Source organism: Streptomyces sp. NPDC039736, from assembly GCF_055596485.1.
The window spans coordinates 24,351-48,345 of sequence record NZ_JBVIUQ010000002.1 but is presented as its reverse complement, the minus strand read 5'-3'; the positions used below and the strand labels follow the sequence as shown (position 1 = coordinate 48,345).

Genomic DNA, 23,995 nt, shown 5'->3' with positions numbered 1-23,995 from the left:
ACGAGGCTGAAGTCGCTGGGCGTGCCCGTCACCGCCGCGGCCCTCCTCGCGCTGACCGCCTGCGGTACGGAGACCACCCCGGGCGGCGACAGGAAGAGCGCCGGGCAGGGGGCGGGGCAGGGCACCGTGCAGCCGGACCTGGCGCTGACCGGGGTGCGCTGGACGGTCGAGAGCTCGACGGCGGGCGGCCGGAAGGCCGCCGCGCCCGAGAACACCTTCGTGCAGATCGACGACAAGGGCGCGGTCAAGGGCAACTACGGCTGCAACTCCTTCACCGGACGGGCCACGGTGAAGGGCGACACGGTCACCCTCGACAAACTGCTGTCGACCCAGATGGCCTGTGACGTCCAGGACTTCGAGCTGGCGATGCGCAAGGCCTTCAAGGAGCCGCTGAAGGCCGCCGTGGACGGCGACCGGCTCACGCTGACCACCGCCACGGGCGACACCCTCGCCCTGACCTCCCGCCCGAAGAAGGAGCCGGCGGCCCCGCTCGCCGGGACCAGGTGGACCGTCACCTCCTTCTCCGACCGCAAGACCGTCGACGGCGGTGGCGGCGGCGACGGCGGTGGCGGTGACGGCGGAAGCACCGCGTCCACCGTGCCGGCCGACCTCGCCGGGAAGGCCCACCTGACCTTCGGCAAGGACGGTTCGCTGAGCGGCCGCACCGGCTGCAACTCCCTGACCGGCACGGCGAAGGAGAGCGGCGGCAAGCTCGTCCTCGGACGCGTCGCGACGACCCGCAGGATGTGCCAGGGGGCGGCCGGCGAGGTCGAGAAGAAGATCCTGAAGGTGCTGACCGGCACGGTGTCCTACACGGTGGACGGCCGCGCCCTCTCCCTCACCGGCCCCGCCGGAGCAGGTCTGGAGGCCACCGCCGCCCGCTAGGTCCCGCCCCCCTCGCCCCGGCCCTGACCTGGGCCTCAGCAGGACCGTTTCGTCCCGGGTCAGGGCCCTCGCGCATCCCCAATTCGGACCAGTGCTCGGTCTCGCCTACACTCGGTTGCGTGCCTCGTGGTGATGGACGACTCAACCACGACCTGCTCCCCGGTGAGAAAGGCCCCCAGGACGCTTGCGGCGTCTTCGGTGTCTGGGCTCCCGGCGAAGAGGTCGCCAAGCTCACCTATTTCGGACTGTATGCACTGCAGCACCGGGGACAAGAGTCCGCGGGAATCGCAGTAAGCAACGGGTCGCAGATCCTGGTCTTCAAGGACATGGGACTGGTCTCGCAAGTCTTCGACGAAACCTCTCTCGGCTCCCTCCAGGGCCATATCGCGGTCGGTCACGCCCGCTACTCCACCACCGGAGCCTCGGTGTGGGAGAACGCGCAGCCGACGTTCCGTGCCACCGCGCACGGCTCGATCGCGCTGGGCCACAACGGCAACCTGGTCAACACGGCGCACCTCGCCGAACTGGTCGCCGGTCTCCCCAAGGAGAACGGCCGCGCCACCCAGGTGGCGGCCACCAACGACACCGACCTGGTCACGGCCCTCCTCGCGGGCCAGACCGACGACGACGGCAAGCCGCTGACCGTCGAGGAGGCCGCCGCAAAGGTGCTCCCCCAGGTCATGGGCGCCTTCTCCCTCGTCTTCATGGACGAGGGGACCCTCTACGCGGCCCGCGACCCGCAGGGCATCCGCCCGCTGGTGCTGGGCCGCCTGGAGCGCGGCTGGGTGGTGGCCTCCGAGTCCGCCGCCCTCGACATCTGCGGAGCGAGCTACGTCCGCGAGGTCGAGCCGGGCGAGATGCTGGCGATCGACGAGAACGGTCTCCGTACCTCCCGATTCGCAGAAGCGAAGCCCAAGGGCTGTGTCTTCGAGTACGTGTACCTCGCGCGCCCCGACACCGACATCGCGGGCCGCAACGTCTATCTCAGCCGGGTCGAGATGGGACGCAAACTGGCCAAGGAAGCCCCTGCCGAGGCCGATCTCGTCATAGCTACGCCCGAATCCGGCACTCCCGCCGCGATCGGTTACGCCGAGGCCAGCGGAATTCCGTACGGCTCGGGACTCGTCAAGAACGCCTACGTCGGCCGGACCTTCATCCAGCCCTCGCAGACCATCCGCCAGCTCGGCATCCGCCTGAAGCTCAACCCGCTGCGCGAGGTCATCAAGGGCAAGCGCCTGGTCGTGGTGGACGACTCCATCGTCCGCGGCAACACCCAGCGTGCCCTGGTGAAAATGCTCCGCGAGGCGGGCGCGGCGGAGATCCACATCCGGATCTCCTCGCCGCCCGTGAAGTGGCCGTGCTTCTTCGGCATCGACTTCGCGACCCGCGCCGAGCTGATCGCCAACGGGATGACCATCGAGGAGATCGGCACCTCGCTGGGCGCCGACTCGCTCGCGTACATCTCCATCGACGGCATGATCGAGTCGACGACGATCGACAAGCCGAACCTCTGCCGCGCCTGCTTCGACGGCGAGTACCCCATGGAACTCCCCGACCCGGAGCTCCTCGGCAAGCAGCTCCTGGAGACCGAGCTCGCGGCGGGAGTGGCCGGCACGGCCGCCGCCGAAGCGCTCCGTCGCCCGTAGCCGGCCCGCCACACCCTCGCTGTACGACACGAAAGTTCTCACCTCCCCATGTCTGAGAAGACTGAGACCACCGGTGCCAGCTACGCAGCCGCAGGCGTCGACATCGAAGCCGGCGACCGCGCCGTCGAGCTGATGAAGGAGTGGGTGAAGAAGACGAAGCGCCCCGAGGTCCTCGGCGGCCTCGGCGGGTTCGCCGGTCTCTTCGACGCCTCCGCCCTCAAGCGCTACGAGCGTCCGCTCCTCGCCTCCGCCACCGACGGCGTCGGCACGAAGGTCGACATCGCCCGCCAGCTCGGCGTGTACGACACCATCGGCCACGACCTCGTCGGCATGGTCGTGGACGACCTCGTCGTCTGCGGCGCCGAGCCGCTGTTCATGACCGACTACATCTGCGTCGGCAAGGTGCACCCGGACCGCGTCGCCGCCATCGTCAAGGGCATCGCCGAGGGCTGTGTGCTGGCCGGCTGCGCCCTGGTCGGCGGCGAGACGGCGGAGCACCCGGGCCTGCTGGGCCCGGACGACTTCGACGTGGCGGGCGCGGGCACCGGTGTCGTGGAGTACGACCGGCTGCTGGGCGCGGACCGGATCCGGGAGGGCGACGCGGTCATCGCGATGGCCTCCTCCGGTCTTCACTCCAACGGGTACTCGCTCGTACGGCATGTGGTCTTCGACCGCGCCGGCTGGGCCCTCGACCGGGAGGTGCCCGAGTTCGGCCGCACGCTCGGCGAGGAGCTCCTGGTGCCGACCAAGATCTACTCGCTGGACTGCCTGGCCCTCACCCGCACCGCCGAGGTCCACGCGTTCAGCCACATCACCGGCGGCGGCCTGGCCAACAACCTGGCCCGTGTCGTCCCCGACCACCTGCACGCCACGGTCGACCGCTCCACCTGGACCCCCGGCGCCGTCTTCGACGTCGTCGGCCGGGCGGGCAAGGTCGAGCGCCTGGAGCTGGAGAAGACCCTCAACATGGGCGTCGGCATGATCGCCGTCGTTCCGCAGGAGTCGGTCGACGTCGCGCTGGCCACGCTGGCGGACCGGGGCGTCGAGTCCTGGGTGGCCGGAGAGATCCTGGCCCGCGGCGACCACCGCGAAGGCGCCGGGCTGACCGGCGACTACGCGAAGTAGGACACAGTCGCCCGGCCGTGTCCCACCTGGCCGGGCGCCGTGCCCCACCGGCACGGCGACACGACGCACAGAACCCGGCCCGGGACTCTCGTCCCGGACCGGGTCCGGTGGAACTGCTCAAACCTTATGAAAATGTTCGAGGTGTACGAACGCCAGAACTGCCAAAACCGAACCGGCCGCACCGGAACCGAAGCGTCAAGCGCCCCGGCGCCGCGACGAAGGACCCGACTCATCGTCGTCGTCCACGTCGTTGTACTGCGACGCGTACTGTGCGTACGGGTCGTCTTCCTCGTCATCGTCCTCGAACGGCTCGCCATTCGGCGGCTGTTGCGAAGTCGAAGCGCCCAGCTCACTGGCCAGACGCGACAGGTCAGTCCCGCCGCTGCTGTACTTCAGCTGGCGGGCGACCTTCGTCTGCTTGGCCTTTGCCCGGCCGCGCCCCATGGCTCGACCCCCTCGGTGACGGGGCTCGACGGCCCCAGAGTCTTGACACGCGTTCATGGTTGGGAACGGGCTCTCCGTGAAGAGACCGGTCCGCAGGACTTCAACGGTACCTGCTTCTTTGGCCATACGGTACGCCGCCCGCAGGAGACACCTCGAAGCACAGCCCGCGGGGAGCCCCGTCCCCGCTGGTCAACCGCGATTTTAGCCCCTTCCTGACGCCCGACCCGCCGAGGGGGGTGAGCCATGTCTCCCCCACGGCGGGCCGGGCCCCGCCGTCAGCGCCGGGCGCGCGCCTCGGCCATCCGCTGCTCGGCGATCCGGTCGGCCGCCGCGGCCGGCGGAACACCCTCTTCCTTCGCACGTGCGAAGATTTGCAGTGTGGTGTCGAAGATCTTCGCGGCCTTCTTCTTGCACCGGTCGAAGTCGAAGCCGTTCAGCTCATCGGCGACCTGGATGACCCCGCCCGCGTTCACCACGTAGTCGGGCGCGTACAGAATGCCCCGGTCCTGGAGGTCCTTCTCCACCCCCGGGTGCGCGAGCTGGTTGTTGGCCGCGCCGCAGACGACGGAGGCGGTGAGCACCGGCACCGTCGCGTCGTCCAGCGCACCGCCCAGCGCGCAGGGCGCGTAGATGTCCAGGCCCTCGACCCGGATCAGCGCGTCGGTGTCGGCGGCCACCCGCACCTGCGGGTGCCGGTCGGTGATCCGGCGCACCGAGTCCTCGCGCACGTCGGTGATCACGACCTGCGCCCCGTCCTCCAGCAGGTGCTCCACCAGGTAGTGCCCCACCTTGCCGACGCCGGCGACGCCGACCGTACGGCCGCGCAGCGTGGGGTCGCCCCACAGGTGCTGGGCCGAGGCGCGCATGCCCTGGAAGACGCCGAAGGCGGTGAGCACGGACGAGTCGCCCGCGCCGCCGTTCTCGGGGGAGCGGCCGGTGGTCCACCGGCACTCGCGCGCGACGACGTCCATGTCGGCGACGTACGTGCCGACGTCGCACGCCGTCACGTACCGCCCGCCCAGCGAGGCCACGAACCGGCCGTACGCCAGCAGCAGTTCCTCCGTCTTGATCTGCTCCGGGTCGCCGATGATCACGGCCTTGCCGCCGCCGTGGTCGAGCCCGGCCAGGGCGTTCTTGTAACTCATCCCGCGCGAGAGGTTGAGGGCGTCCGCGACGGCCGCCGCCTCGCTCTCGTACGGGTAGAAGCGGGTGCCGCCCAGGCCGGGACCGAGGTCCGTGTTGTGCAGGGCGATGACGGCCTTGAGGCCGGAGGCGCGGTCCTGGCAGAGCACGACGTGTTCGTGGCCTCCCTGCTCCGAGCGGAACAGGGTGTGCAGGACGCCGTCGGAAGATGCGGTCACGGTGGTGACTCCCAAGTACGAGGCGGTGAAGCCCTCTTGCGGGTGGAGAGGGCCGGTGGGCATGAGCGTAGGGCCTGAGGGCCCGTTGCCGAGGGCCGGTGCCCGAGATCACCCCCTTTCCGACTACCCCCGTGGGACGATTTGCTTCCGGTCCGCAGTCGAGCCGTCACGGCGGCCGTAGGTGAGGAGCAGACGCGTGCCCCTGGCGTCATCGGTGATCGTCCCGTACGTGTCGTCCCTGCGGGTGTACGAACCGCTGGCGGCCTTCCCCGAACCCGAGCGCACCCACTGGGCCCGCTACGCGCGTCGCCCCGTCCTGCCCACCGGGCAGGACGAGCTGCGCGCGGCCCTGGCCGACCTGCTGCCCACCCCGCCGGTCGCGGTGCCGGTGCACGAGAGCGGCGACGCGTACGTGGCCGAGGCCGACGGGGTCGTGGTGGTCTGCCCGTGGCGGACCCGGCTGCGCGGCTGGCAGGCGCTGGAGGAACTGCCCGAGCACTACCCGCCGGCCCTCCTGGACGCCGTGCTGCCCCCTCTCGTACGGCGGCAGGCGAGCGCGGACTACGCGCGCTGGCGGGAGCGGAACCCGGACGCGCGGCCGTGGATCAGGACCTCGGTGTGGCAGGTGCCGGTGCGGTGGTTCGTGCTCTTCGGGGACGAGGAGCGGGAGTTCGCCGGGGCGGACGGCGAGCAGGCGGCGCGGCTGCGCTACCGGACGCCGATGGTGCAGGCCAGGCGGCGGGTGGCCCGGGGCCTGCGGACGCTGCGGCAGCAGGAGGGCGAGGGGCGGGAGGGTCCGCTGGTAACGGGTCTGGTGGACGTGGGGCGGTGGCTGGAGGAGTTCCACCCGCGTTCCCTCGTCGAACTGGATTACGGGGGCCTCACCCACGTGCTCGACGAGACGCAGCTCGCCGGGGACCGGTCGGCGGCGGACGTCGCCGAGGGCATAGGGGCGCTGCGGGCCGGTGACGCGGAGGGCGCGGCGGCGGCGTACGAGCGGCTGGCGGAGCGGTGGCGGGCGGTCAGGCACCGGCAGTTCGCCAACTGAGGCCCGCTCCCCTTCCGGAGGGCGGAGTCCCGTTTCCATGGTGCGGGGGGCGACTTTCGGTCGTTCCGGATGGCTGAATGCTGAATACTGCACACGATTTGAGCAAAACCTGAGCTTTATCTGAACCACACCGTGATGTGGTGCGTGTGACATGTGAGGACGGATGGACAGGTGGGTCGGGACCTACGTCCTGATCCGGGCTTTTGTGTCAAGCGTGACGGACCACACTTATCTGCCCCTTGCGCCCATCCCCCGCCCTCGTGTCAAAATAGGACAAGGAGTCCGGAGAGGGCTCCTTCCGTCCAACTAAGGGCGGAATGCTCGGTATTGCTCGCTATGGGGGGTCTGACGACTCCCGATCGCTCTGTGACTGATCGTCACTGTGACGTAACTGTCCGCTATGGCATGGTCCATCGGCTTCCGTCGCGGATGAACACCTCAGAGGGCAATTCCGTCGGTTTGGCCCACACGGCTGGACGGATGGTGTAGTTGTAGTGCCGAGGACAAGCCGTTCGTCCTATAACCGACTCGGCCCGCGTCCGCCATTTCGGGCAACGCGGGTCAAGGTGCAGAATTTAGAGGAAAGAACCGTGAAGGTTCGGTTCTCCCGAGGAGGCCGCTCATGACCGCTCGCACCCCTGACGCCGAGCCGCTGCTGACCCCGGCTGAGGTCGCCACGATGTTCCGCGTGGACCCGAAGACGGTGACCCGCTGGGCAAAGGCAGGGAAGCTCACGTCCATCCGCACGCTGGGTGGGCACAGGCGTTACCGCGAGGCCGAGGTCCGCGCACTGCTCGCGGGTATCCCGCAGCAGCGCAGCGAGGCCTGAGGCATCGCATTACCTGGCACTACCGCTTCACACGCTTTATTGAGTCACAGCATTCGCGTCACCGCTTTACCCGCAGTAACGGCATGACAGGGCAACACCCCGCAATATCAGGGCAATTCGGACCCGAGTCCCCCAACTCGGGCCGTTGGCCCGCCCTTGCACCACCCCGAGTACCTCTCGGCACGCGCCCGCCCCAACGGGTGGCTGCCGATGATCGCGCCGGACTCCGCCGAGTCCGGCGCGATTTTTTTGCGCCCGGGGCGCACCGGACCCCGCCCGGCCCCGGCCGGCCCCTGGAGGGCCGTGGGCGGCCCCTGTGCGCGCCTCGGGCCTCCGGGTGGCTGTGAGCCGCGCTCCGGGGGCCGGGGTGCCGCCTGCGGCCGTGACCCGGGGAGGGCTCGGGAGGTAATCCGCGGGGAGGTCCGGGGAGGCCGGAGCGGGCCTGCCGAAGAGGGTGCAATTGCACATATTAAATTGACGACTTGTAGGGCGGGGATAAGCGCACCCCGTCCCACAAACTGTTTCCGTGACGCCCGTCACACGACGGGACGCCCCTCACGATGGAGCCTGCCACCGGCGGCGGGTCCGATCCCGGGGCGATGGTCATGGAACAGGGGGACTTTCGTCCTGAGCCGTTCCGTCCTCGTCCTCGGCCGGACACCCGGCTCCGTGCCCCGCTCCGTACTCGTACTCCTCGACGTGCTGCTCGGCCATGGCCAGCCGCAGCAGGCGCAGGCAGACCGGGCACCTCCCGGTGCGGTGCCGGTAGTTCTGGGCCGCCGCCAGGTGGGCGCGCAGCAGGGCCCGTGTCTCGTGCTTCTCCGTGGATGCCGCCATGCGCACCTCCGCCCGACCGGGGACCGAAATCCCTTGGTCTCCGGGGTACCGGTGGCAGGTGCCGCCGTCAAGACGCGCGGAAGCCCCGATCCAAAAGGATCGGGGCTTCCATCACTGCGGTCCTGACGGGATTTGAACCCGCGGCCTCCACCTTGACAGGGTGGCGAGCACTCCAAACTGCTCCACAGGACCTTGCTCCGCAGCCGCTCCGCAGGTGTCTGCGTGTTGCTGCGAGTCAGACTGTACAGCAGGTCAGAGGGTGCAGTCGAACCCGCTCGGACCGGGCGGCCCGCTACGGGGCCGCCGCGTCGATCGCCTTCACGATCCGCTTGTCGGAGACCGGATAGGCGGTGCCCAGGGCGTGCGCGAAGTAGCTGACCCGCAGCTCCTCGATCATCCACGGGATCTCCCGCACCTCCGGCGGCACCGGCCGCCCCTGCGGGAGCTGCTCCAGGAGCCAGGCGTACTCGTCCTGCATCTCGTGGACCTTCTCCATGCGCGCGGTGTCGCGCTGGGCGCCGGTCGGCATCTGCTGGAGGCGCCGGTCGGCGGCCACCAGGTAGCGCATCAGGTGCGGCAGCCGCTTCAGGCCGGTCTTCGTGACGAAGCCCGCGGGCATCAGGGCGTCCAGCTGCCTGCGCACGTCGGCGAGGTTGGCCAGCAGCACGGGGCTGCTGGTCGACTTCAGGCGGCGCTCGCAGGCCTGCCATGCGGCCAGCACCTGCTGGACCTGGCCCACGGTCCGTACCGTCGCGTCCACGAGGTCGGCGCGGACCCTGTCGTACAGCTTCCGGAAGGACTCCTCGTCCCAGGCCGGGCCGCCGTGGTCGGCGATCAGCTTGTCCGCGGCGGCCATGGCGCAGTCGTCGAAGAGCGCCTGGACGGAGCCGTGCGGGTTGCTGGACAGGGCCAGCTTCTGCTGGTTGGTGAGCTTGTCGGAGGCGAACTTCGCCGGGTTCACCGGGATGTTGAGCAGGATCAGGCGGCGGGTGCCGGCCCACATCGCCTGCCGCTGCTCGGCCTCGGAGTCAAAGAGCTGCACGGAGACCGAGGCGCCCTTGTCGACCAGCGCCGGGTACGCCTTCACCGGCTGCCCGGCCCGCTTGGTCTCGAAGACCCTGGTGAGCGTGCCGATGGTCCAGTCGGTGAGGCCGGTGCGCTCGATGGTCCCGCCGCCCGAGCGCTCGGCGGTGGCCGCCGCCGCCTTGGAGAGGGCCTGCCGGGCCTTGGGGCGGAGCTTCAGCCGCAGGGCCTCCAGGTCCTTGTCCTCGGCGAGCTTCTTGCGGCGCTCGTCGACGATGCGGAACGTGACGCGCAGGTGGTCCGGGATGCGGGAGAGGTCGAAGTCGGCCGCGGAGACCGGCACCCCGACCATCTTCTGGAGCTCGCGGGCCAGCGTGAAGTGGATCGGCTCCTGCAACGGGACCGCGCGGTCCAGGAACTTCTGCGCGTAGTTCGGCGCGGGCACGTAGTGCCGGCGGACCGGCTTGGGGAGGGAGCGGATCAGCTCGGTCACGACCTCTTCCCGCAGTCCCGGGATCTGCCAGTCGAAGCCCTCGTCGGTGACCTGGTTGAGCACCTGGAGCGGGATGTGGACGGTCACGCCGTCCGCATCCGCGCCGGGCTCGAATTGGTAGGTGACCCTGAACTTCAGCGCGCCCTGCCGCCAGTGGTCCGGATAGTCGTCCTTGGTGACGCCCGCGGCCTTCTCGTTGATGAGCATCTCGCGCTCGAAGTCGAGGAGTTCGGGCTCCTCGCGCTTCTTGTGCTTCCACCACGAGTCGAAGTGCGCGCCGGAGACGACGTGCTCGGGGATGCGCTGGTCGTAGAAGTCGAACAGCGTCTCGTCGTCCACCAGGATGTCGCGGCGGCGGGCCCGGTGCTCCAGCTCCTCGACCTCGGTGAGGAGTCTGCGGTTGTCGGCGAAGAACTTGTGGTGCGTGCGCCAGTCGCCCTCGACCAGCGCGTTGCGGATGAAGAGGTCGCGGGAGACCTCGGCGTCGATGCGCCCGTAGTTCACCTTGCGCTGGGCGACGATCGGGACGCCGTACAGCGTCACCCGCTCGTACGCCATGACGGCCGCCTGGTCCTTCTCCCAGTGCGGCTCGCTGTACGTGCGCTTCAGCAGGTGCTGGGCGAGCGGCTCGATCCACTCGGGCTCGACCCTGGCGTTCACCCGCGCCCACAGGCGGGAGGTCTCGACCAGCTCGGCGGACATGACGAAGCGGGGCTGCTTCTTGAAGAGCGCGGACCCGGGGAAGATCGCGAACTTGGCGTTCCTGGCCCCCAGGTACTCGTTCTTGTCGGTGTCCTTGAGGCCGATGTGGGAGAGCAGGCCCGCGAGCAGTGAGGTGTGGACGGAGGTTTCCGGCGCGTCCTCCTCGTTGAGGTGGATGCCCATCTGCTTGGCGACCGAGCGGAGCTGGGCGTAGATGTCCTGCCACTCCCGGATGCGCAGGAAGTTGAGGTACTCCTGCTTGCACATCCGGCGGAAGCTGGACGAGCCGCGCTCCTTCTGCTGCTCGCGGACGTAGCGCCAGAGGTTGAGGTACGAGAGGAAGTCGGAGGTCTCGTCCTTGAACCGGGCGTGGTTCTGGTCGGCCTGCTGCTGCTTCTCGACGGGCCGCTCGCGCGGGTCCTGGATGGAGAGCGCGGAGGCGATCACCATCACCTCGCGCACGCAGCCGTTCTTGTCGGCCTCCAGGACCATGCGGGCCAGGCGGGGGTCGACGGGCAGCTGGGAGAGCTTGCGGCCCTGCTGGGTGAGCCGCTTCTTGGGGTCCTTCTCGTTCGGGTCGAGGGCCCCGAGCTCCTGGAGGAGCTGGACGCCGTCGCGGATGTTGCGGTGGTCCGGCGGGTCGATGAAGGGGAACTTCTCGATCTCGCCGAGCCCGGCGGCGGTCATCTGGAGGATGACGGAGGCCAGGTTCGTACGGAGGATCTCGGCGTCCGTGAACTCCGGGCGGGTGAGGAAGTCGTCCTCGGAGTACAGGCGGATGCAGATGCCGTCGGACGTACGGCCGCAGCGGCCCTTGCGCTGGTTGGCGCTGGCCTGGGAGATCCGCTCGATCGGGAGCCGCTGCACCTTGGTCCGGTGGCTGTACCGGGAGATGCGGGCGGTGCCGGGATCGATGACGTACTTGATGCCCGGGACGGTGAGGGAGGTCTCGGCGACGTTCGTGGCGAGGACGACGCGGCGGCCGGTATGGCGCTGGAAGACGCGGTTCTGCTCGGCGTGGGAGAGCCGGGCGTACAGCGGGAGCACCTCGGTGAGGCGCAGTTTGCGTTTGTTCAGGGCGTCGGCGGTGTCGCGGATCTCCCGCTCCCCGGAGAGGAAGACCAGGATGTCGCCGGGCCCCTCGGCCTGGAGCTCCTCGACGGCTTCCGCGATGGCGGTGATCTGGTCGCGGTCGGAGTCGTCGCCCTCCTCCTCCAGGAGAGGGCGGTAGCGGACCTCGACGGGATACGTGCGTCCGCTGACCTCGACGATCGGCGCGTCGCCGAAGTGGCGGGAGAAGCGCTCCGGGTCGATCGTCGCGGAGGTGATGACGACCTTGAGGTCGGGGCGCCGGGGGAGGAGCTGGGCGAGGTAGCCGAGCAGGAAGTCGATGTTGAGGCTCCGCTCGTGGGCCTCGTCGATGATGATCGTGTCGTACGCGCGCAGTTCGCGGTCGGTCTGGATCTCGGCGAGCAGGATGCCGTCCGTCATGAGCTTGACGAAGGTCGACTCCTGGTTCACCTGGTCGGTGAAGCGGACCTTCCAGCCGACGGCCTCGCCGAGGGGGGTCTTCAGCTCGTCCGCGATGCGTTCGGCGACCGTGCGGGCGGCGATGCGGCGGGGCTGGGTGTGCCCGATCATGCCCCGGACGCCCCGGCCCAGCTCCATGCAGATCTTGGGGATCTGCGTCGTCTTGCCGGAGCCGGTCTCGCCCGCGACGATCACGACCTGGTGGTCGCGTATCGCGTCGGCGATGTCCTGCTTCTTCTGGCTGACGGGGAGGGTCTCGGGATACGTGACCGGGGGCACCCGCGCGGCGCGGGCGGCCACTTTGGCGGCGGACTTCTCCGCCTCGGCGGCGATCTCGTCCAGGACGGCCTGCCGGGCCTCCGGCTTGCGGATACGACGGGCGCCTTCGAGACGGCGGCCGAGGCGGTGTGCGTCACGGAGCGAGCTCTGGGCGAGGGTGGCCTGGAGGTCGGCGAGGGAAGTAGACATACCTGGTCCAGGATCTCACTCCCGGTCTGTTCATGGCGAACCCATTTCGGTGGGGGACGATGCGGGTCCTCCGCGGCTCCGGTCCTCTCCGGCCCCCTCCGGTCCTCTCCGGCCCCCTCCGGTCCTCTCTGGTCCTCTCCCAGCCCTCCCCGGTCCTCGCGTCCGGGGGCGCGGCCGGGTGCGCCCGGGGGGCGGACGCCGGCGCGTACCCTCGGGGGGTGGGCGCTGTGACGTCCCGGCAGAGCTCGCTCGTACCCGCCCCCGAGAGGCCCCCGTGTTGTCCGTCGCCCCCCTGAGCCGGCTGATCGCCGTCCTGGTGCTGGCGGTCGGGCTGCTGCTGTGCGGTCCGGCCGGCGCGGCGCCGGGGGCGGAGGGCCGGGCGGCGCCGGCGGCCTTCGAGGTCCGGGACGACGCGCCCGGGTGCAAGCCGGTCTCCGGGCACGGCACCGGGCAGCCCTCCTCGCCGCCGCGCAGCTTCCTCTCGTACGAGCTGATGCCCGCCCTCTTCGAAGCCCCGGGCGCGCAGGCCGCCGCCGCCGTCGACCGGCTCCTGGCGGCCCCGGCACCCGGCCGCGCCCCGCCCCGGGCGGCCCCGCCGACCCCCGTGGACCTCGGCGTCCTGCTGCGCGTCTAGGGCGGACACCGGGCACACCCCTGCCCGTTTCCGCCCCTCAGACAGCCCCGTCAGGAGAACAGCACAGCCATGTCCATGAACAAGACCAGCAGCACCAAGAACAACGGCGGCAGGAAGAACAGCAGCAGGACCCGCGGCGTCCTCATCGGCTCCGGCGTCGTCGCCGCCGCGGTGCTCCTCGGCCTCGCCTCCTACTCCGCGACCAAGCCCGACGACCGCGACACGCCCGGTTCGGTCCTGGAGGTCACCGCCTCCCCGGGCGACGGGGCCGAGGCGGCTCCCGAGACCGGTGTCTTCCCCGAGCTGGAGAAGCTGGCCCGCCGCATCGAGGGCGACCCCCTCGCCCAGGGGAAGGCCGACGCGCCCGTCGTCATGGTCGAGTACGCCGACTTCAAGTGCGGCTTCTGCGGCAAGTTCGCCCGCGACACCGAGCCGGAACTGGTGAAGAAGTACGTCGAGGACGGCACCCTGCGCATCGAGTGGCGCAACTACCCGATCCTCAGCGACGAGTCCGACGCCGCCGCCCGCGCCGCCTGGGCCGCCGGGCAGCAGGGCCGCTTCTGGCAGTTCCACGCCGCCGCCTACGCCAAGGACGCCAAGCAGAAGGGCTTCGGCGAGGAGCAGCTCAAGGCGCTCGCGCGGCAGGCCGGGGTGCAGGACCTCGACAGGTTCGCCGCCGACACCGGGAGCGAGGCGGCGAAGACGTCCGTACGGAAGGACAAGGAGGAGGCGTACGCGCTGCGGGCCACCGCCACCCCGTCCTTCCTGATCAACGGCCGCCCGATCTCCGGCGCGCAGCCCGACCAGGTCTTCGTGCAGGCCGTCGAGTCGGCCAAGAAGGCCGCCGCCAAGAAGCCGGCGGGCGGGAAGGGGACCGCGGAGGAGGGCGCGGCCGAGAAGGGCGCGGAGGGCTCGCGGTGACTCCCGACATCGGTTACTTCGCCGCCTTCCTCGGCGGTCTCCTCGCCCTGGTCAGCCCGTGCAGCGCCCTGCTGCTGCCCGCGTTCTTCGCGTACTCGATCGACTCGACGTCCCGGCTGCTGGCCCGCACCGGCCTCTTCTACCTGGGCCTGGCCACCACCCTGGTCCCGCTGGGCGCGGCGGGCTCCTTCGCCGGGCGGTTCTTCTACGGCAACCGGGGGCTGCTGATCACCGCCGCCGGGTGGCTGATCATCGCGCTCGGGGTCGCACAGATCCTGGGCATGGGGTTCGCGTCGAAGAGGATGGCGGAGCTGTCCGGCCGCATCCGCCCGACCACGGCCCTGTCCGTGTACGCCCTGGGCGCGGTCTACGGCCTCGCGGGCTTCTGCGCCGGGCCGATCCTCGGCAGCGTCCTCACCGTCGCGGCCGTCGGCGGCAGCCCGGTCTACGGCGGGCTGCTGCTCGCGGTCTACGCCCTGGGCATGGCCGTGCCCCTCTTCGTCCTCGCCCTGCTCTGGGAGCGCTTCGAGCTGGGGCGGCGGAGGTGGCTGCGCGGCCGGACCCTCGCCCTGGGCCGCTTCGAACTGCACACCACCTCCCTCCTCTCCGGGCTGTTCTTCGTCGCCCTGGGCGTCCTCTTCCTCGCCTTCGACGGCGCCACGGCCCTGCCCGGCCTGCTCGACGTCGACGACTCCTTCGCCGTCGAGCAGTGGGCCTCCCGCCTGGGCGCCGCGGTCCCGGACTGGGCGCTGCTGGCGGGCGTGGTGGGGGCGATGGGGGTGGGTCTGGGGGTGCGCAGTCGGCGCAAGGGGCCCTCGTAGCGGCGGAGGGACATGGGAAAAGCACGCGGCGGCTTCCTCGTACGCCAGGGGGAGGCGTACGAGGAAGCCGCCGGACTGGAGGCGGCCGTCCCGGCTATGAAGGCTGGGCGGAGGAGCGGGCCCGCTGTCAGGACGAGATGCCGGGCCGTCAGCTCCGGGTGTCCCGCGCGAGCGTCAGCACGAGCCGGGCGGTGCTGTCCACCAGTTCCTCGTCCATCGGTTCCCCGGACACCAGGGCGCGGTAGTAGAGCGGGCCGAGCAGCACGTCCACGAGATGGCCGATTCTCCGGTCGTCCTGAACGGGGAGTCCGCCCCGGGCGATCAGCGCGCGCAGACCCTCCACGTCCCGCTGCCGCTGTTCGCGCAGGAACCCCTCGCGCAGGGCGGCCGCGGTGTCCTTGTCCAACTGGGCCTGCCCCAGAAGGGCTCGAAGCACCTGGCCGGGGGGCTCCTGGAAGAAGCCGGCCACCCGGCGCAGGTGGGCCCGGAGGTCCTCCTCGGTCCCGCCCCCTTCCCACGCCAGGGCCTCGCGGGCGTCGTCGACGAGGGTGTCCAGAAGGATGTCGACCTTCGACTTCCACCAGCGGTAGACGGTCTGCTTGGCGACCCCCGCCCGCTGGGCGATGCCCTCGATCGTCAGTCCCGCGAAACCGCGTTCCACCAAGAGGTCGTCGGCGGCGTGCAGGACGGCGAGCCGGACGCTCTCGCTGCGGTGCGGCCCGGTCCGGCTGACGACGGGCTTCGGTCCGCACTTCTCGTCGGACTTGTGCGTAGTACCGATGGCTGCTCACGCTCCACTTCTTCCGGGCACCGATTCTGACACGGCGGTCCCGGCACGCCGGGGCCGTGCCGGGGCCGCCGCTCAGCTGGTCTTCTTCGTACGGAGCAGACTGAGCAGGACGCAGAGCGACAGCGCGGCGACGGCGGCGCTGAAGGTCACGCCCGCCGGGCGCAGGCTGGTCTGACGGATCAGAACACCGACGCCGACGGCCGGGACCGCCAGCATCGTGTAGAGGATCGCGAAGAAGGTCGAGACGGACGCCCCCCGATGCTGCGGGGCGCTGCGGGTGGTGATGCCGCCGATGCCGTGCCCGATGGCCACGCCGGTCGCCAGACCGTTCACGGCGGCGCCCGCGATCAGCGGAGCCAGGGCCTCGGCGGTCATGGCGGTGGCGATGAGCCCGGCGGCGACGATCAGGCCTGCGCACGCGGCGGGCAGGGCGGCCGCGGGGCGGAGCCGCTTGACGAGAAGCTGCCCGAGTGCGGTGCAGGCGAAGGCGAGGAAGACGACGAAGCCGGTCATCGTGTGGCTCCTCACCTCCAGCACGGTGCCGAGGAACAGGCCCGTCACGGCGGTCAGCACGCCGAGCACCGCGAACCCGGAGCCGGCCGCCATGGCCGAGCGCAGGAAGTCGGAGCGGATCTCGGCCGGGACGTGCAGCGGCTGGAACTGGAGGCTGAAGCCGGACCGGTGCCGGGAGCTCTCGCCCTGGAGGGCCACCCCGGCGATTCCGACGACCGCGAGAACGAGCATCACGGCCCACGGCGTACGCAGCGGGGAGGGGGCGACGTCGGCAAGGATCCCGGCGAGCAGGGTGCCGCAGGCGAGGCCGCCCATGTTGGCGAACAGGGCGAGGGTCGCCGGCTTCACGCGGCCGTCGGGCCCGAGACGTTCGGTGAGCGAGGCGGTGGCCGCCCCTGTCACGAGGGCGGCGGAGAACCCCGAGACGACCCGGGCCACGAGCATGACCGTGACGTTCTCGGCCAGCAGGAACACCACGGCCGCGACGGCCGACAGGAGCGTCGCGGCCAGCAGCACCGGGCGGCGGCCGATCTGGTCGGAGAGCCGCCCGAAGACCAGCAGGCCCAGGACGACCCCCAGGGCGTAGACCGCGAAGACGACGGTGACCGTGAAGGGGGAGAAGCCGAAGGATTCGCCGTAGAGCGGGTAGAGCGGGGTCGGCGCCGTCGTGCCCGCCATCACGATCCAGAAGGCGAACGCGACGCTGAACACCGCCGGGCCGCTTCCCCGGACGCGCGTGCCCGAGGGGGCGCTGACTGATGGATTGCCCACGGAAGTCGCCTTTCTTGGCTGTTCGGGCTGTGCGGAGACCACGGGAGGGCAGGGCGGAGGAACTCGGGAACCGCTCTAGACGAGACCATCCGTTGCGTCTAGTCAAAAACCTAGACCACCCGTTGCGTCTCTTCAATGCCGACTGCCGGACGAGCGGCGCGGAGAGCGCGGCATCGGGTGCGGAGGGTGCGCGGCACGGGGACACCGGGCATGCGAAAGCCCCCGACGGGATCCCGTCGGGGGCTTTCAAGGAGGTGGCTGGGGCCGGGATCGAACCGGCGACCTATCGCTTTTCAGGCGATCGCTCGTACCAACTGAGCTACCCAGCCACTGCGACCGAAATCGCAAGCGGTCCTGACGGGATTTGAACCCGCGGCCTCCACCTTGACAGGGTGGCGAGCACTCCAAACTGCTCCACAGGACCAAGCAATGTGCGAGCACGAGTCTCGCACAGGTGTGGCGTGCCCCCAACGGGATTCGAACCCGTGCTACCGCCTTGAAAGGGCGGCGTCCTGGGCCACTAGACGATGAGGGCTAATTGGCCCGCCTTTGCGCTTCGCAGCGCGTCGGGGACGTCAGAAGCATATGGGATGCCGGGGGGTATCGCCAAAACGGTTTAGCGGGAGGGGACGGAGGGGGTCGGAGCGGGGGTCGCCCCGGGGCGGTTGGTTTCCGGGAGGTGGCGGCTGACCTCGGCGGTCGTCAGGCCCAGGCCGCCCAGGGTGATCTCGTCCCAGGCCTGGAGGCGGCGCGTGTCGCGGTCCAGGTAGAGCAGGGAGGCACGGATCTTCTCGGGCTCGCCCTCGCCCTCCACGGCGCGCAGGCCGCCGCCGCCCGTGGAGCCCTCGACCATCAAGCGGGTGCCCCGGGGCAGGATCTCCGTCTTCCGGGAGTGGGTGTGGCCGGCCAGGGCCAGCGGGACCTCGCCGTCGGTCTGCGCCGCGGCGACCGGGTTGTGGGCGACGGCGATGTCGGCCGGGGTGCCGGCGGCCTTCTGGCCGCGCAGGGAGGCGGCGAGCCGGGCGCCCGCGAGGCGCTCGGCGGGGTCGCCCTGGGCGGCGACGGAGCGGTCCGGGGTGAACTGGGGATCGCCCGTGCCCGCCACGCGCAGGCCGCCGGCGACGGTGACGGCACTGCCGTTGTCGAGGACGTGCACGTTCTTGAGGCGTGACAGGTACGCCTGGGTGGCCGCCGAGTCGTGGTTGCCGCGCACCCAGATGTACGGCGCGCCGAGGTCGGGGATCGGGTCCAGGAAGACGTTCTCGGCACTGCTGCCGTGGTCCATGGTGTCGCCCGAGTCGATGATCGCGTCGATGTCGTACTGCTCGACGAGCGAGCCGATGATGCGCCAGGACGCCGGGTTGAGGTGGATGTCCGAGACGTGCAGGACGCGGTACGTGGAGGGGGACGGCTGGTAGGCGGGGAGGGTGGAGGCGGCGTCGTACAGCTTGGTGACGTTGGTGACCAGGCGGGCCAGCTCCTGCTGGTACACGTCGAACTCGGTGACGATGCTGCGGGCGTCACCGACGACCGAGGGCGCGGAGGAGAGCAGCCCCGAGAACTTCGGCTCCAGCACGGACTTCGGGTTCCAGGTGGCGTACGCGGCTCCGCCGGACGCGGTGAGGAGCGCCAGCGCGAGTCCGCCGGCCGCCAGGGCGCGGCGGGGGCTGCGGTAGACGGCGAGGCCGAGGGCGGTGGCGCCGGCGAGGACGGCGCAGCCGGAACGCAGGGCGAGGGCCAGGGTGCCGGACTCGACGTCCCTGGTGATCTCCTCCTGGAGGCCGGAGATCCGTTCGGGGTGGTTGACCAGGGCGGCGGAGCGCTCCGGGTCGAGCTGGTCGATGTCGACGTCGAGGCGGACGGGGGCGGTGTGGGAGTCCAGCTCCAGGGCGCCCAGGGGCGAGACGTTGATCTTGGTGCCGCCGGTGAGGGAGGGGCGCAGGGTCATGGTGGTGTCGACGGGGCCGACGGGGGTGCGTACGTCCCCCGCGGCGAGCAGGCCGAGCCAGGCGCCCAGCAGCACGACGAGGAGCAGGCCGAGGGGGCGGGCCCAGGGGTGCGGGAGGGGTGCGAGGTCGGCGCGGGCCATTGGGGGCGTATGCCCGCCCCTGCACGGGGCTATGCCGCCCCGGGGCGCGGCGATGCGCCCCTCCCAGGGGCGCGGGGAACTGCGCGACCAGCCACGACGCTCCCGCAGTGAACCGGAGGCAGCCGCGCGGCGAGCGCTTTAGGGGAAGGGGCGGGTCCGGGGCCTCTCTGCCTGAGCGGGAGGGGGCTGCCTGGCCCGGTGCTGGGGCTGAGTTCTCGGCCTTGGCGGGTTCGCGCGTCCGGCGCAGGCGCTCACGCAGGGGGCGGCGCCCGGGCGGGCCGGGAGCGGGAGGGGCCGCCCCCTTGCCCGCCCGTTCCGCCCCTTTGGGGCGGCCCCGTCGCCCAAGGGGGCTGGGGTGGAGAAGCGGGAAGGGCGGCCCCGCCGCCCGAAGGGACGGGGGCAGGGCGGCTGCGGCGCCCAAGGGAGCGGGGGCGGGGGTGCGTCGCCCAAGGGGGTGGAGGCGCAGGGGGATGCGGGGGAGGGGGGAGGCCGCAGAATGGGGGTGTGCTGGAGATGACGCGTGAGGAGTTCGAAGAACTGGTCGCCGAGGCCCTGGACCGGATACCGCCCGAACTGACGCGGTTGATGGACAACGTCGCGGTCTTCGTCGAGGACGAACCCGCCCCCGACGACCCCGACCTGCTCGGCCTCTACGAGGGGACCCCGCTCACCGACCGCGGCGAGTGGTACGCGGGCGTGCTCCCCGACCGGATCACCATCTACCGGGGCCCCACGCTGCGCATGTGCGAGGACCGCGAGGACGTGGTGGCCGAGACGGAGATCACCGTGGTCCATGAGATCGCCCACCACTTCGGCATCGACGACGAGCGGCTGCACGCCCTGGGCTACGGGTGAGCGAGCCCTCCGCCCGTGCCGTCCTCGCCGCCGTCTCCCTCGGCGGCGCCCTCGGCGCGGGTGCGCGCTACGCGGTGCTGCTGGTCTGGCCCGTGCCCGCCGCGGGCTTCCCGTGGGCCGTGTTCGGGATCAACGTGCTCGGCTCCGGGCTGATCGGCGTCCTCATGGCGCGGGCGGAGGAGGGCGGCCTGCCGCCGCTGGTGCGGCCGTTCCTCGGGGTGGGCGTCCTCGGGGGCTTCACCTCGTTCTCGACGTACGCCATGGACCTGGGCGGGCTGCTGGAGCACGGCGAGCTGCTCACGGCCGCCGTCTACGCGCTCGGGACGCTCGCCGGGGCGCTCGGCGCGGTGGCGGCGGCCGCCGCCCTGACCCGCCGGGTGCGGCGCGGACGTACGGCGTGAACTGGCTGCTCGTCCTCGTGGGCGGCGCGGTCGGCGCGCCCCTGCGGTATCTGACGGACCGTGCGGTGCGCGCGCGGTACGGCGCCGGCTTCCCCGCCGGGACGCTCGTGGTGAACGCCGCCGGGAGCCTGCTGCTCGGCCTGGTGACGGGGGCGGTCGCGGTCGGGGCGGCGTCCGGGGCCGTGCACCTGCTGGTCGGGACCGGGCTGTGCGGGGCCCTCACGACGTACTCGACGTTCAGCTGGGAGACGCTGCGGCTGGCCGAGACCGGCCGGCGGCTGTTCGCGGCGGCGAACGTGGCGGTGTCCGTGCTGGTCGCGCTGGGCGCGGTGACGGCGGGAGCGGTGCTCGGGCGGGCCCTGGGCGGCTGATGCCGCGGACGTGCGGTGGTACGGGTGTGACGGCGCGGTGGTGGTCGCGTGCCCGCGCGTGTCCCCGGCGGGGCCCCGGGAGTTGAGAGGGGCAGACCCCAACTCGCCGTTACGGCTCCGGGAGTGTCGCAGGGAAGTGTCGCAGACCCGTGCGCCGGCACCCCCGTGCGCCGTCGTCCCGGAGGTGCGCCCGTGCGCCAGTTGCCCGCCCCTGTCCGACTCGCCGCCGCGGTGCTCGCGGTGGCCGCCTCCGCCGGCTGCATGAGCGTCAGCGACGACCAGGGGAAACCGCTTCCCGTGCGCCCCGCCGCCCAGCAGGAGCAGGCCGGGCCGGACGACGGCGGCGCCGCGGTGGACGGCGAGGGCCAGGGGCGCCGGGACGGCGGCCCCGTCCCGGGCGGCGAAGGCGGCGAGGACGGCAAGGGCGCGGACCCCCGGGGCGGCGCCTCCCCGAATCCCAGCGCCTCGCCCGGCCCCGAGGCCACCCGCCCCGGCGCGGGCGGGGCCTCGCCGGGCGCCACGCCGTCCCCGGGGGCCGGAGACGGCCGCGCCACGCCGCCCCCGGGGAAGGCGAAGCCGACCCCTTCCCGGCACACCGAGGAGCCGCCGCGGCCCCAGCCCACGCCCACCGGGCCCCCCGAGCCGACCCCGACGCCGAGCGAGCCCGAGCCGCAGCCCACGCCGCCCTCCGAGACGCCCGCCGCGCAGAACCGCGCAGTGGACTCCCCGGCACCGGTGAAGTTCCGGCAGGTGCGCTCGGGGCCGGTGGTGAAACCGCAGGTCGCGGCGGTGTAGCGGAGCCGATTTGCCAGGTGTGGGGGAGGGTGCGTATGGTTATAGATCGTTTGATCCCATTGCCCGGCGCCGACACAGAAGAGCGCCGTGTGGCGCGTACTCTCCCTTGCCGTGACTGACCGCATCGAGGCGGTTTCACTTGCGATTCACGGAGTTTGGGCGCGTGCCGAGACTCCGAGAGGTTTCGCATCCGCATGTCTGTTTCCAGTTCTGACCGCACCGCCATGCCCGTTGACGAGCGCGTTGACGCCGTCACCGAGGCTGTCGAGTCGGTCTCCCCCGCCACGGAAGCCCCCGCCATGGAGGTCCCCGTGACGGAAGCCTCCGCGACGGAAGCCCCCGTCGTGGACGCCACCGAGGTCGTGGCGGCCGCCACCGAGACCGCCGAGGCCGAGGCCGTCGCCGAGACCGCTTCCGAGCCGGTCGCCGACGAGGCCCCCGCCGCCGAGGCCGACACCGACGCCGAGGCCGACGCTGACGGCGTCGACGCCGAGCCCGGCGTCACCTTCGCCGACCTGGGCCTGCCCGAGGGCATCGTCCGCAAGCTCGCCCAGAACGGCGTCACCGCGCCCTTCCCGATCCAGGCCGCGACCATCCCGGACGCCCTGGCCGGCAAGGACATCCTGGGCCGCGGCCGCACCGGTTCCGGCAAGACCCTCTCCTTCGGCCTGCCGACCCTGGCCTCGCTGGCCGGCGGCACCACCGAGAAGAAGAAGCCCCGCGCGATCATCCTGACCCCGACGCGTGAGCTCGCGATGCAGGTCGCGGACGCCCTCCAGCCGTACGGCGACGTGCTCGGCCTGAAGATGAAGGTCGTCTGCGGCGGCACGTCCATGGGCAACCAGATCTACGCCCTGGAGCGCGGCGTCGACGTCCTCGTCGCCACCCCGGGCCGGCTGCGCGACATCATCAACCGCGGCGCCTGCTCGCTGGAGAACGTGCAGATCGCCGTTCTCGACGAGGCCGACCAGATGTCGGACCTGGGCTTCCTGCCCGAGGTCACCGAGCTGCTCGACCAGATCCCCGGCGGCGGCCAGCGGATGCTCTTCTCCGCCACCATGGAGAACGAGATCGGCACGCTGGTCAAGCGCTACCTGTCCAACCCCGTCACGCACGAGGTCGACAGCGCGCAGGGCAACGTCTCGACCATGACCCACCACGTCCTCGTCGTGAAGCCGAAGGACAAGGCGCCGGTCACGGCCGCGATCGCCGCCCGCAAGGGCCGCACGATCATCTTCGTCCGCACCCAGCTCGGCGCGGACCGCATCGCCGAGCAGCTCCAGGACTCGGGCGTCAAGGCCGACGCCCTGCACGGCGGCATGACCCAGGGTGCCCGTACGCGTGTTCTTGAGGACTTCAAGAAGGGTTACGTCAACGCGCTCGTCGCCACCGACGTCGCCGCGCGCGGCATCCACGTCGACGGCATCGACCTGGTCCTGAACGTGGACCCGGCCGGTGACCACAAGGACTACCTGCACCGCTCCGGCCGTACGGCCCGCGCGGGCAAGTCCGGCGTCGTCGTCTCGCTGTCGCTGCCGCACCAGCGCCGCCAGATCTTCCGGCTGATGGAGGACGCGGGCGTCGACGCCTCGCGCCACATCGTCGGCGGCTCGGGCGCGTTCGACCCGGAGGTCGCCGAGATCACCGGCGCCCGCTCGCTGACCGAGGTCCAGGCCGACTCCGCGACCAACTCGGCCAAGCAGGCCGAGCGCGAGGCCAAGGAGCTCGCCAAGGAGCTGGAGCGCGTCCAGCGCCGGGCGACCGAGCTGCGCGAGGAGGCCGACCGACTGGTCGCCCGTGCCGCCCGTGAGCGGGGCGAGGACCCGGAGACCGCGGTGGCCGAGGCCGCTGCCGCCGCCGAGGCCGAGGCCCTGGAAGAGGCCCAGGCCGAGGCCGCCGCCGCCGCGAAGGCGGCGGAGGAGCAGCGTCAGCGCCGCGACGACCGCGGCAACTTCGAGCGCCGTGACAACGACCGCGGCGGCTACCGGGGCAACAACGACCGCGGCGGCGACCGCGGCGGGTTCCGTGGCGGCGACCGCCGTGACGACCGGGGCGGCGACCGCGGCGGCTTCCGCCGGGACGAGCGTCCGGCCGGTGGCGGCTTCCGCCGGGACAACGACCGTCCGTCCGGCGGTTTCCGTCGCGACGACCGCGGCGACCGTCCCACCGGCGGCGGCTTCCGCGGCAACGACCGTCGTGACGACCGTGGCGGCCGTTCCTTCGAGCGTCGTGACGACCGTGCGTCCGGTGGTTTCCGCGGCGGCGAGCGCAGCGGCAGCGACCGCCCGGCGGCCACCGGCTACCGCGGCAACGACCGCCGTGACGAGCGTCCGGCCGGTGGCGGCTTCCGCCGGGACAACGACCGTCCGTCCGGGGGCTTCCGTCGCGACGACCGCGGCGACCGTCCCGCCGCCGGCGGCTTCCGCGCCGGTGGCAGCGACCGCCCGTTCAACCGCGACCGTCGGGACGAGCGCCCCTCGGGCGGCCGTTCCTTCGGCGGCGGCGACCGCCCGTACGGCCGTCGTGACGACCACCGCGGTGGTTCCGGCACCGGCACCGGCACCGGTTCCTTCGGCCGCCGCGACGACAAGCCGCGCTGGAAGCGCAACGGCTGAGTCGGCCTGAACCCGTAAGAGAGACGGG

At 71.7% G+C, this 23,995-nt stretch carries 20 protein-coding genes and 4 tRNA genes; 13 read left to right on the top strand and 11 right to left on the bottom strand.

From position 1 onward, the window contains the following. Positions 1–21 precede the first annotated feature (21 nt). The 3 genes from ACZ56L_RS05145 to purM all read left to right on the top strand — a co-directional run bounded on the left by ACZ56L_RS05145 (position 22) and on the right by purM (position 3,656). A complete protein-coding gene (locus ACZ56L_RS05145; RefSeq protein WP_468692330.1) occupies positions 22–885 on the top strand; it encodes an META domain-containing protein in 864 nt (287 codons plus the stop codon). 119 nt (positions 886–1,004) lie between these two features. Next, positions 1,005–2,531, top strand: coding sequence for an amidophosphoribosyltransferase (purF, locus tag ACZ56L_RS05140; protein ID WP_345220590.1), 1,527 nt, complete (start codon positions 1,005–1,007; stop codon positions 2,529–2,531). A gap of 48 nt (positions 2,532–2,579) precedes the next feature. Further along, on the top strand, positions 2,580–3,656 hold the full coding sequence (gene purM / locus ACZ56L_RS05135; RefSeq protein WP_345220587.1) for a phosphoribosylformylglycinamidine cyclo-ligase: 1,077 nt from the start codon (positions 2,580–2,582) through the stop codon (positions 3,654–3,656). 195 nt (positions 3,657–3,851) lie between these two features. Here the strand turns inward: purM and ACZ56L_RS05130 are convergent, their stop codons facing one another. Both ACZ56L_RS05130 and ACZ56L_RS05125 read right to left on the bottom strand, forming a co-directional pair. After that, positions 3,852–4,100: a DUF3073 domain-containing protein gene (locus ACZ56L_RS05130; RefSeq protein ID WP_345220585.1), complete on the bottom strand. Its 249-nt coding sequence runs from the start codon at positions 4,098–4,100 to the stop codon at positions 3,852–3,854. Between the two features lie 275 nt (positions 4,101–4,375). Next, positions 4,376–5,461 carry a Leu/Phe/Val dehydrogenase gene (locus ACZ56L_RS05125; RefSeq protein WP_345220583.1) on the bottom strand — a complete coding sequence of 362 codons (1,086 nt, stop codon included), beginning with the start codon at positions 5,459–5,461 and terminating at the stop codon, positions 4,376–4,378. Positions 5,462–5,657: 196 nt separating this feature from the next. Between ACZ56L_RS05125 and ACZ56L_RS05120 the strand changes: the two genes are divergently transcribed. Together ACZ56L_RS05120 and bldC are read left to right on the top strand one after the other, a co-directional pair. Beyond that, on the top strand, positions 5,658–6,509 hold the full coding sequence (locus ACZ56L_RS05120) for a DUF8083 family protein (protein WP_468692323.1): 852 nt from the start codon (positions 5,658–5,660) through the stop codon (positions 6,507–6,509). Positions 6,510–7,131: 622 nt separating this feature from the next. Further along, on the top strand, positions 7,132–7,338 hold the full coding sequence (gene bldC, locus ACZ56L_RS05115) for a developmental transcriptional regulator BldC (RefSeq protein ID WP_003949541.1): 207 nt from the start codon (positions 7,132–7,134) through the stop codon (positions 7,336–7,338). A 603-nt stretch (positions 7,339–7,941) separates the two neighbouring features. Here bldC and ACZ56L_RS05110 read toward each other — a convergent pair. From ACZ56L_RS05110 to hrpA, 3 genes are all read right to left on the bottom strand, one after another. Beyond that, positions 7,942–8,175, bottom strand: a complete 234-nt coding sequence (locus tag ACZ56L_RS05110; RefSeq protein WP_471061787.1) for a DUF6274 family protein — start codon at positions 8,173–8,175, stop codon at positions 7,942–7,944. Between the two features lie 117 nt (positions 8,176–8,292). Next, positions 8,293–8,367: transfer RNA gene (locus tag ACZ56L_RS05105), tRNA-Asp, on the bottom strand. Positions 8,368–8,467: 100 nt separating this feature from the next. Continuing rightward, complete coding sequence (gene hrpA, locus ACZ56L_RS05100; protein ID WP_345220577.1) at positions 8,468–12,391, bottom strand: ATP-dependent RNA helicase HrpA; 3,924 nt, start codon at positions 12,389–12,391, stop codon at positions 8,468–8,470. A 274-nt stretch (positions 12,392–12,665) separates the two neighbouring features. Between hrpA and ACZ56L_RS05095 the strand changes: the two genes are divergently transcribed. The 3 genes from ACZ56L_RS05095 (at position 12,666) to ACZ56L_RS05085 (ending at position 14,767) form a co-directional block, all read left to right on the top strand. Next, on the top strand, positions 12,666–13,025 hold the full coding sequence (locus tag ACZ56L_RS05095) for a hypothetical protein (protein WP_468692319.1): 360 nt from the start codon (positions 12,666–12,668) through the stop codon (positions 13,023–13,025). Positions 13,026–13,100: 75 nt separating this feature from the next. Then, positions 13,101–13,946, top strand: a complete 846-nt coding sequence (locus tag ACZ56L_RS05090; protein ID WP_468692375.1) for a DsbA family protein — start codon at positions 13,101–13,103, stop codon at positions 13,944–13,946. Beyond that, the gene (locus ACZ56L_RS05085) at positions 13,943–14,767 is read left to right on the top strand and encodes a cytochrome c biogenesis CcdA family protein (RefSeq protein ID WP_471061782.1); all 825 of its coding nucleotides are present in this window, start codon (positions 13,943–13,945) and stop codon (positions 14,765–14,767) included. Before ACZ56L_RS05090 ends, ACZ56L_RS05085 begins: the two co-directional genes overlap by 4 nt. Positions 14,768–14,915: 148 nt before the next feature. On the opposite strand, the gene ACZ56L_RS05080 is transcribed toward ACZ56L_RS05085, so the two are convergent. The 6 genes from ACZ56L_RS05080 to ACZ56L_RS05055 all read right to left on the bottom strand — a co-directional run bounded on the left by ACZ56L_RS05080 (position 14,916) and on the right by ACZ56L_RS05055 (position 18,930). Beyond that, positions 14,916–15,452 carry a TetR/AcrR family transcriptional regulator gene (locus tag ACZ56L_RS05080; protein ID WP_471062799.1) on the bottom strand — a complete coding sequence of 179 codons (537 nt, stop codon included), beginning with the start codon at positions 15,450–15,452 and terminating at the stop codon, positions 14,916–14,918. A 177-nt stretch (positions 15,453–15,629) separates the two neighbouring features. Continuing rightward, a complete protein-coding gene (locus ACZ56L_RS05075; RefSeq protein ID WP_471061779.1) occupies positions 15,630–16,841 on the bottom strand; it encodes an MFS transporter in 1,212 nt (403 codons plus the stop codon). 255 nt (positions 16,842–17,096) lie between these two features. Next, positions 17,097–17,170: transfer RNA gene (locus ACZ56L_RS05070), tRNA-Phe, on the bottom strand. Positions 17,171–17,190: 20 nt separating this feature from the next. After that, positions 17,191–17,265 (bottom strand) — tRNA-Asp (locus ACZ56L_RS05065). 38 nt (positions 17,266–17,303) lie between these two features. Then, positions 17,304–17,376: transfer RNA gene (locus tag ACZ56L_RS05060), tRNA-Glu, on the bottom strand. 81 nt (positions 17,377–17,457) lie between these two features. Beyond that, on the bottom strand, positions 17,458–18,930 hold the full coding sequence (locus tag ACZ56L_RS05055; RefSeq protein ID WP_471061776.1) for a metallophosphoesterase family protein: 1,473 nt from the start codon (positions 18,928–18,930) through the stop codon (positions 17,458–17,460). A 504-nt stretch (positions 18,931–19,434) separates the two neighbouring features. On the opposite strand from ACZ56L_RS05055, the gene ACZ56L_RS05050 reads away from it, so the two are divergent. The 5 genes from ACZ56L_RS05050 to ACZ56L_RS05030 all read left to right on the top strand — a co-directional run bounded on the left by ACZ56L_RS05050 (position 19,435) and on the right by ACZ56L_RS05030 (position 23,967). After that, positions 19,435–19,785 carry a metallopeptidase family protein gene (locus ACZ56L_RS05050; protein ID WP_345220564.1) on the top strand — a complete coding sequence of 117 codons (351 nt, stop codon included), beginning with the start codon at positions 19,435–19,437 and terminating at the stop codon, positions 19,783–19,785. Further along, positions 19,782–20,186, top strand: a complete 405-nt coding sequence (locus tag ACZ56L_RS05045) for a FluC/FEX family fluoride channel (protein ID WP_471061772.1) — start codon at positions 19,782–19,784, stop codon at positions 20,184–20,186. Before ACZ56L_RS05050 ends, ACZ56L_RS05045 begins: the two co-directional genes overlap by 4 nt. After that, positions 20,183–20,557, top strand: a complete 375-nt coding sequence (crcB, locus tag ACZ56L_RS05040) for a fluoride efflux transporter CrcB (protein WP_468692309.1) — start codon at positions 20,183–20,185, stop codon at positions 20,555–20,557. Before ACZ56L_RS05045 ends, crcB begins: the two co-directional genes overlap by 4 nt. A 192-nt stretch (positions 20,558–20,749) precedes the next feature. Beyond that, complete coding sequence (locus ACZ56L_RS05035) at positions 20,750–21,352, top strand: hypothetical protein (protein ID WP_468692307.1); 603 nt, start codon at positions 20,750–20,752, stop codon at positions 21,350–21,352. A 194-nt stretch (positions 21,353–21,546) separates the two neighbouring features. Continuing rightward, positions 21,547–23,967, top strand: coding sequence for a DEAD/DEAH box helicase (locus tag ACZ56L_RS05030; protein ID WP_471061767.1), 2,421 nt, complete (start codon positions 21,547–21,549; stop codon positions 23,965–23,967). Positions 23,968–23,995: the final 28 nt, after the last annotated feature.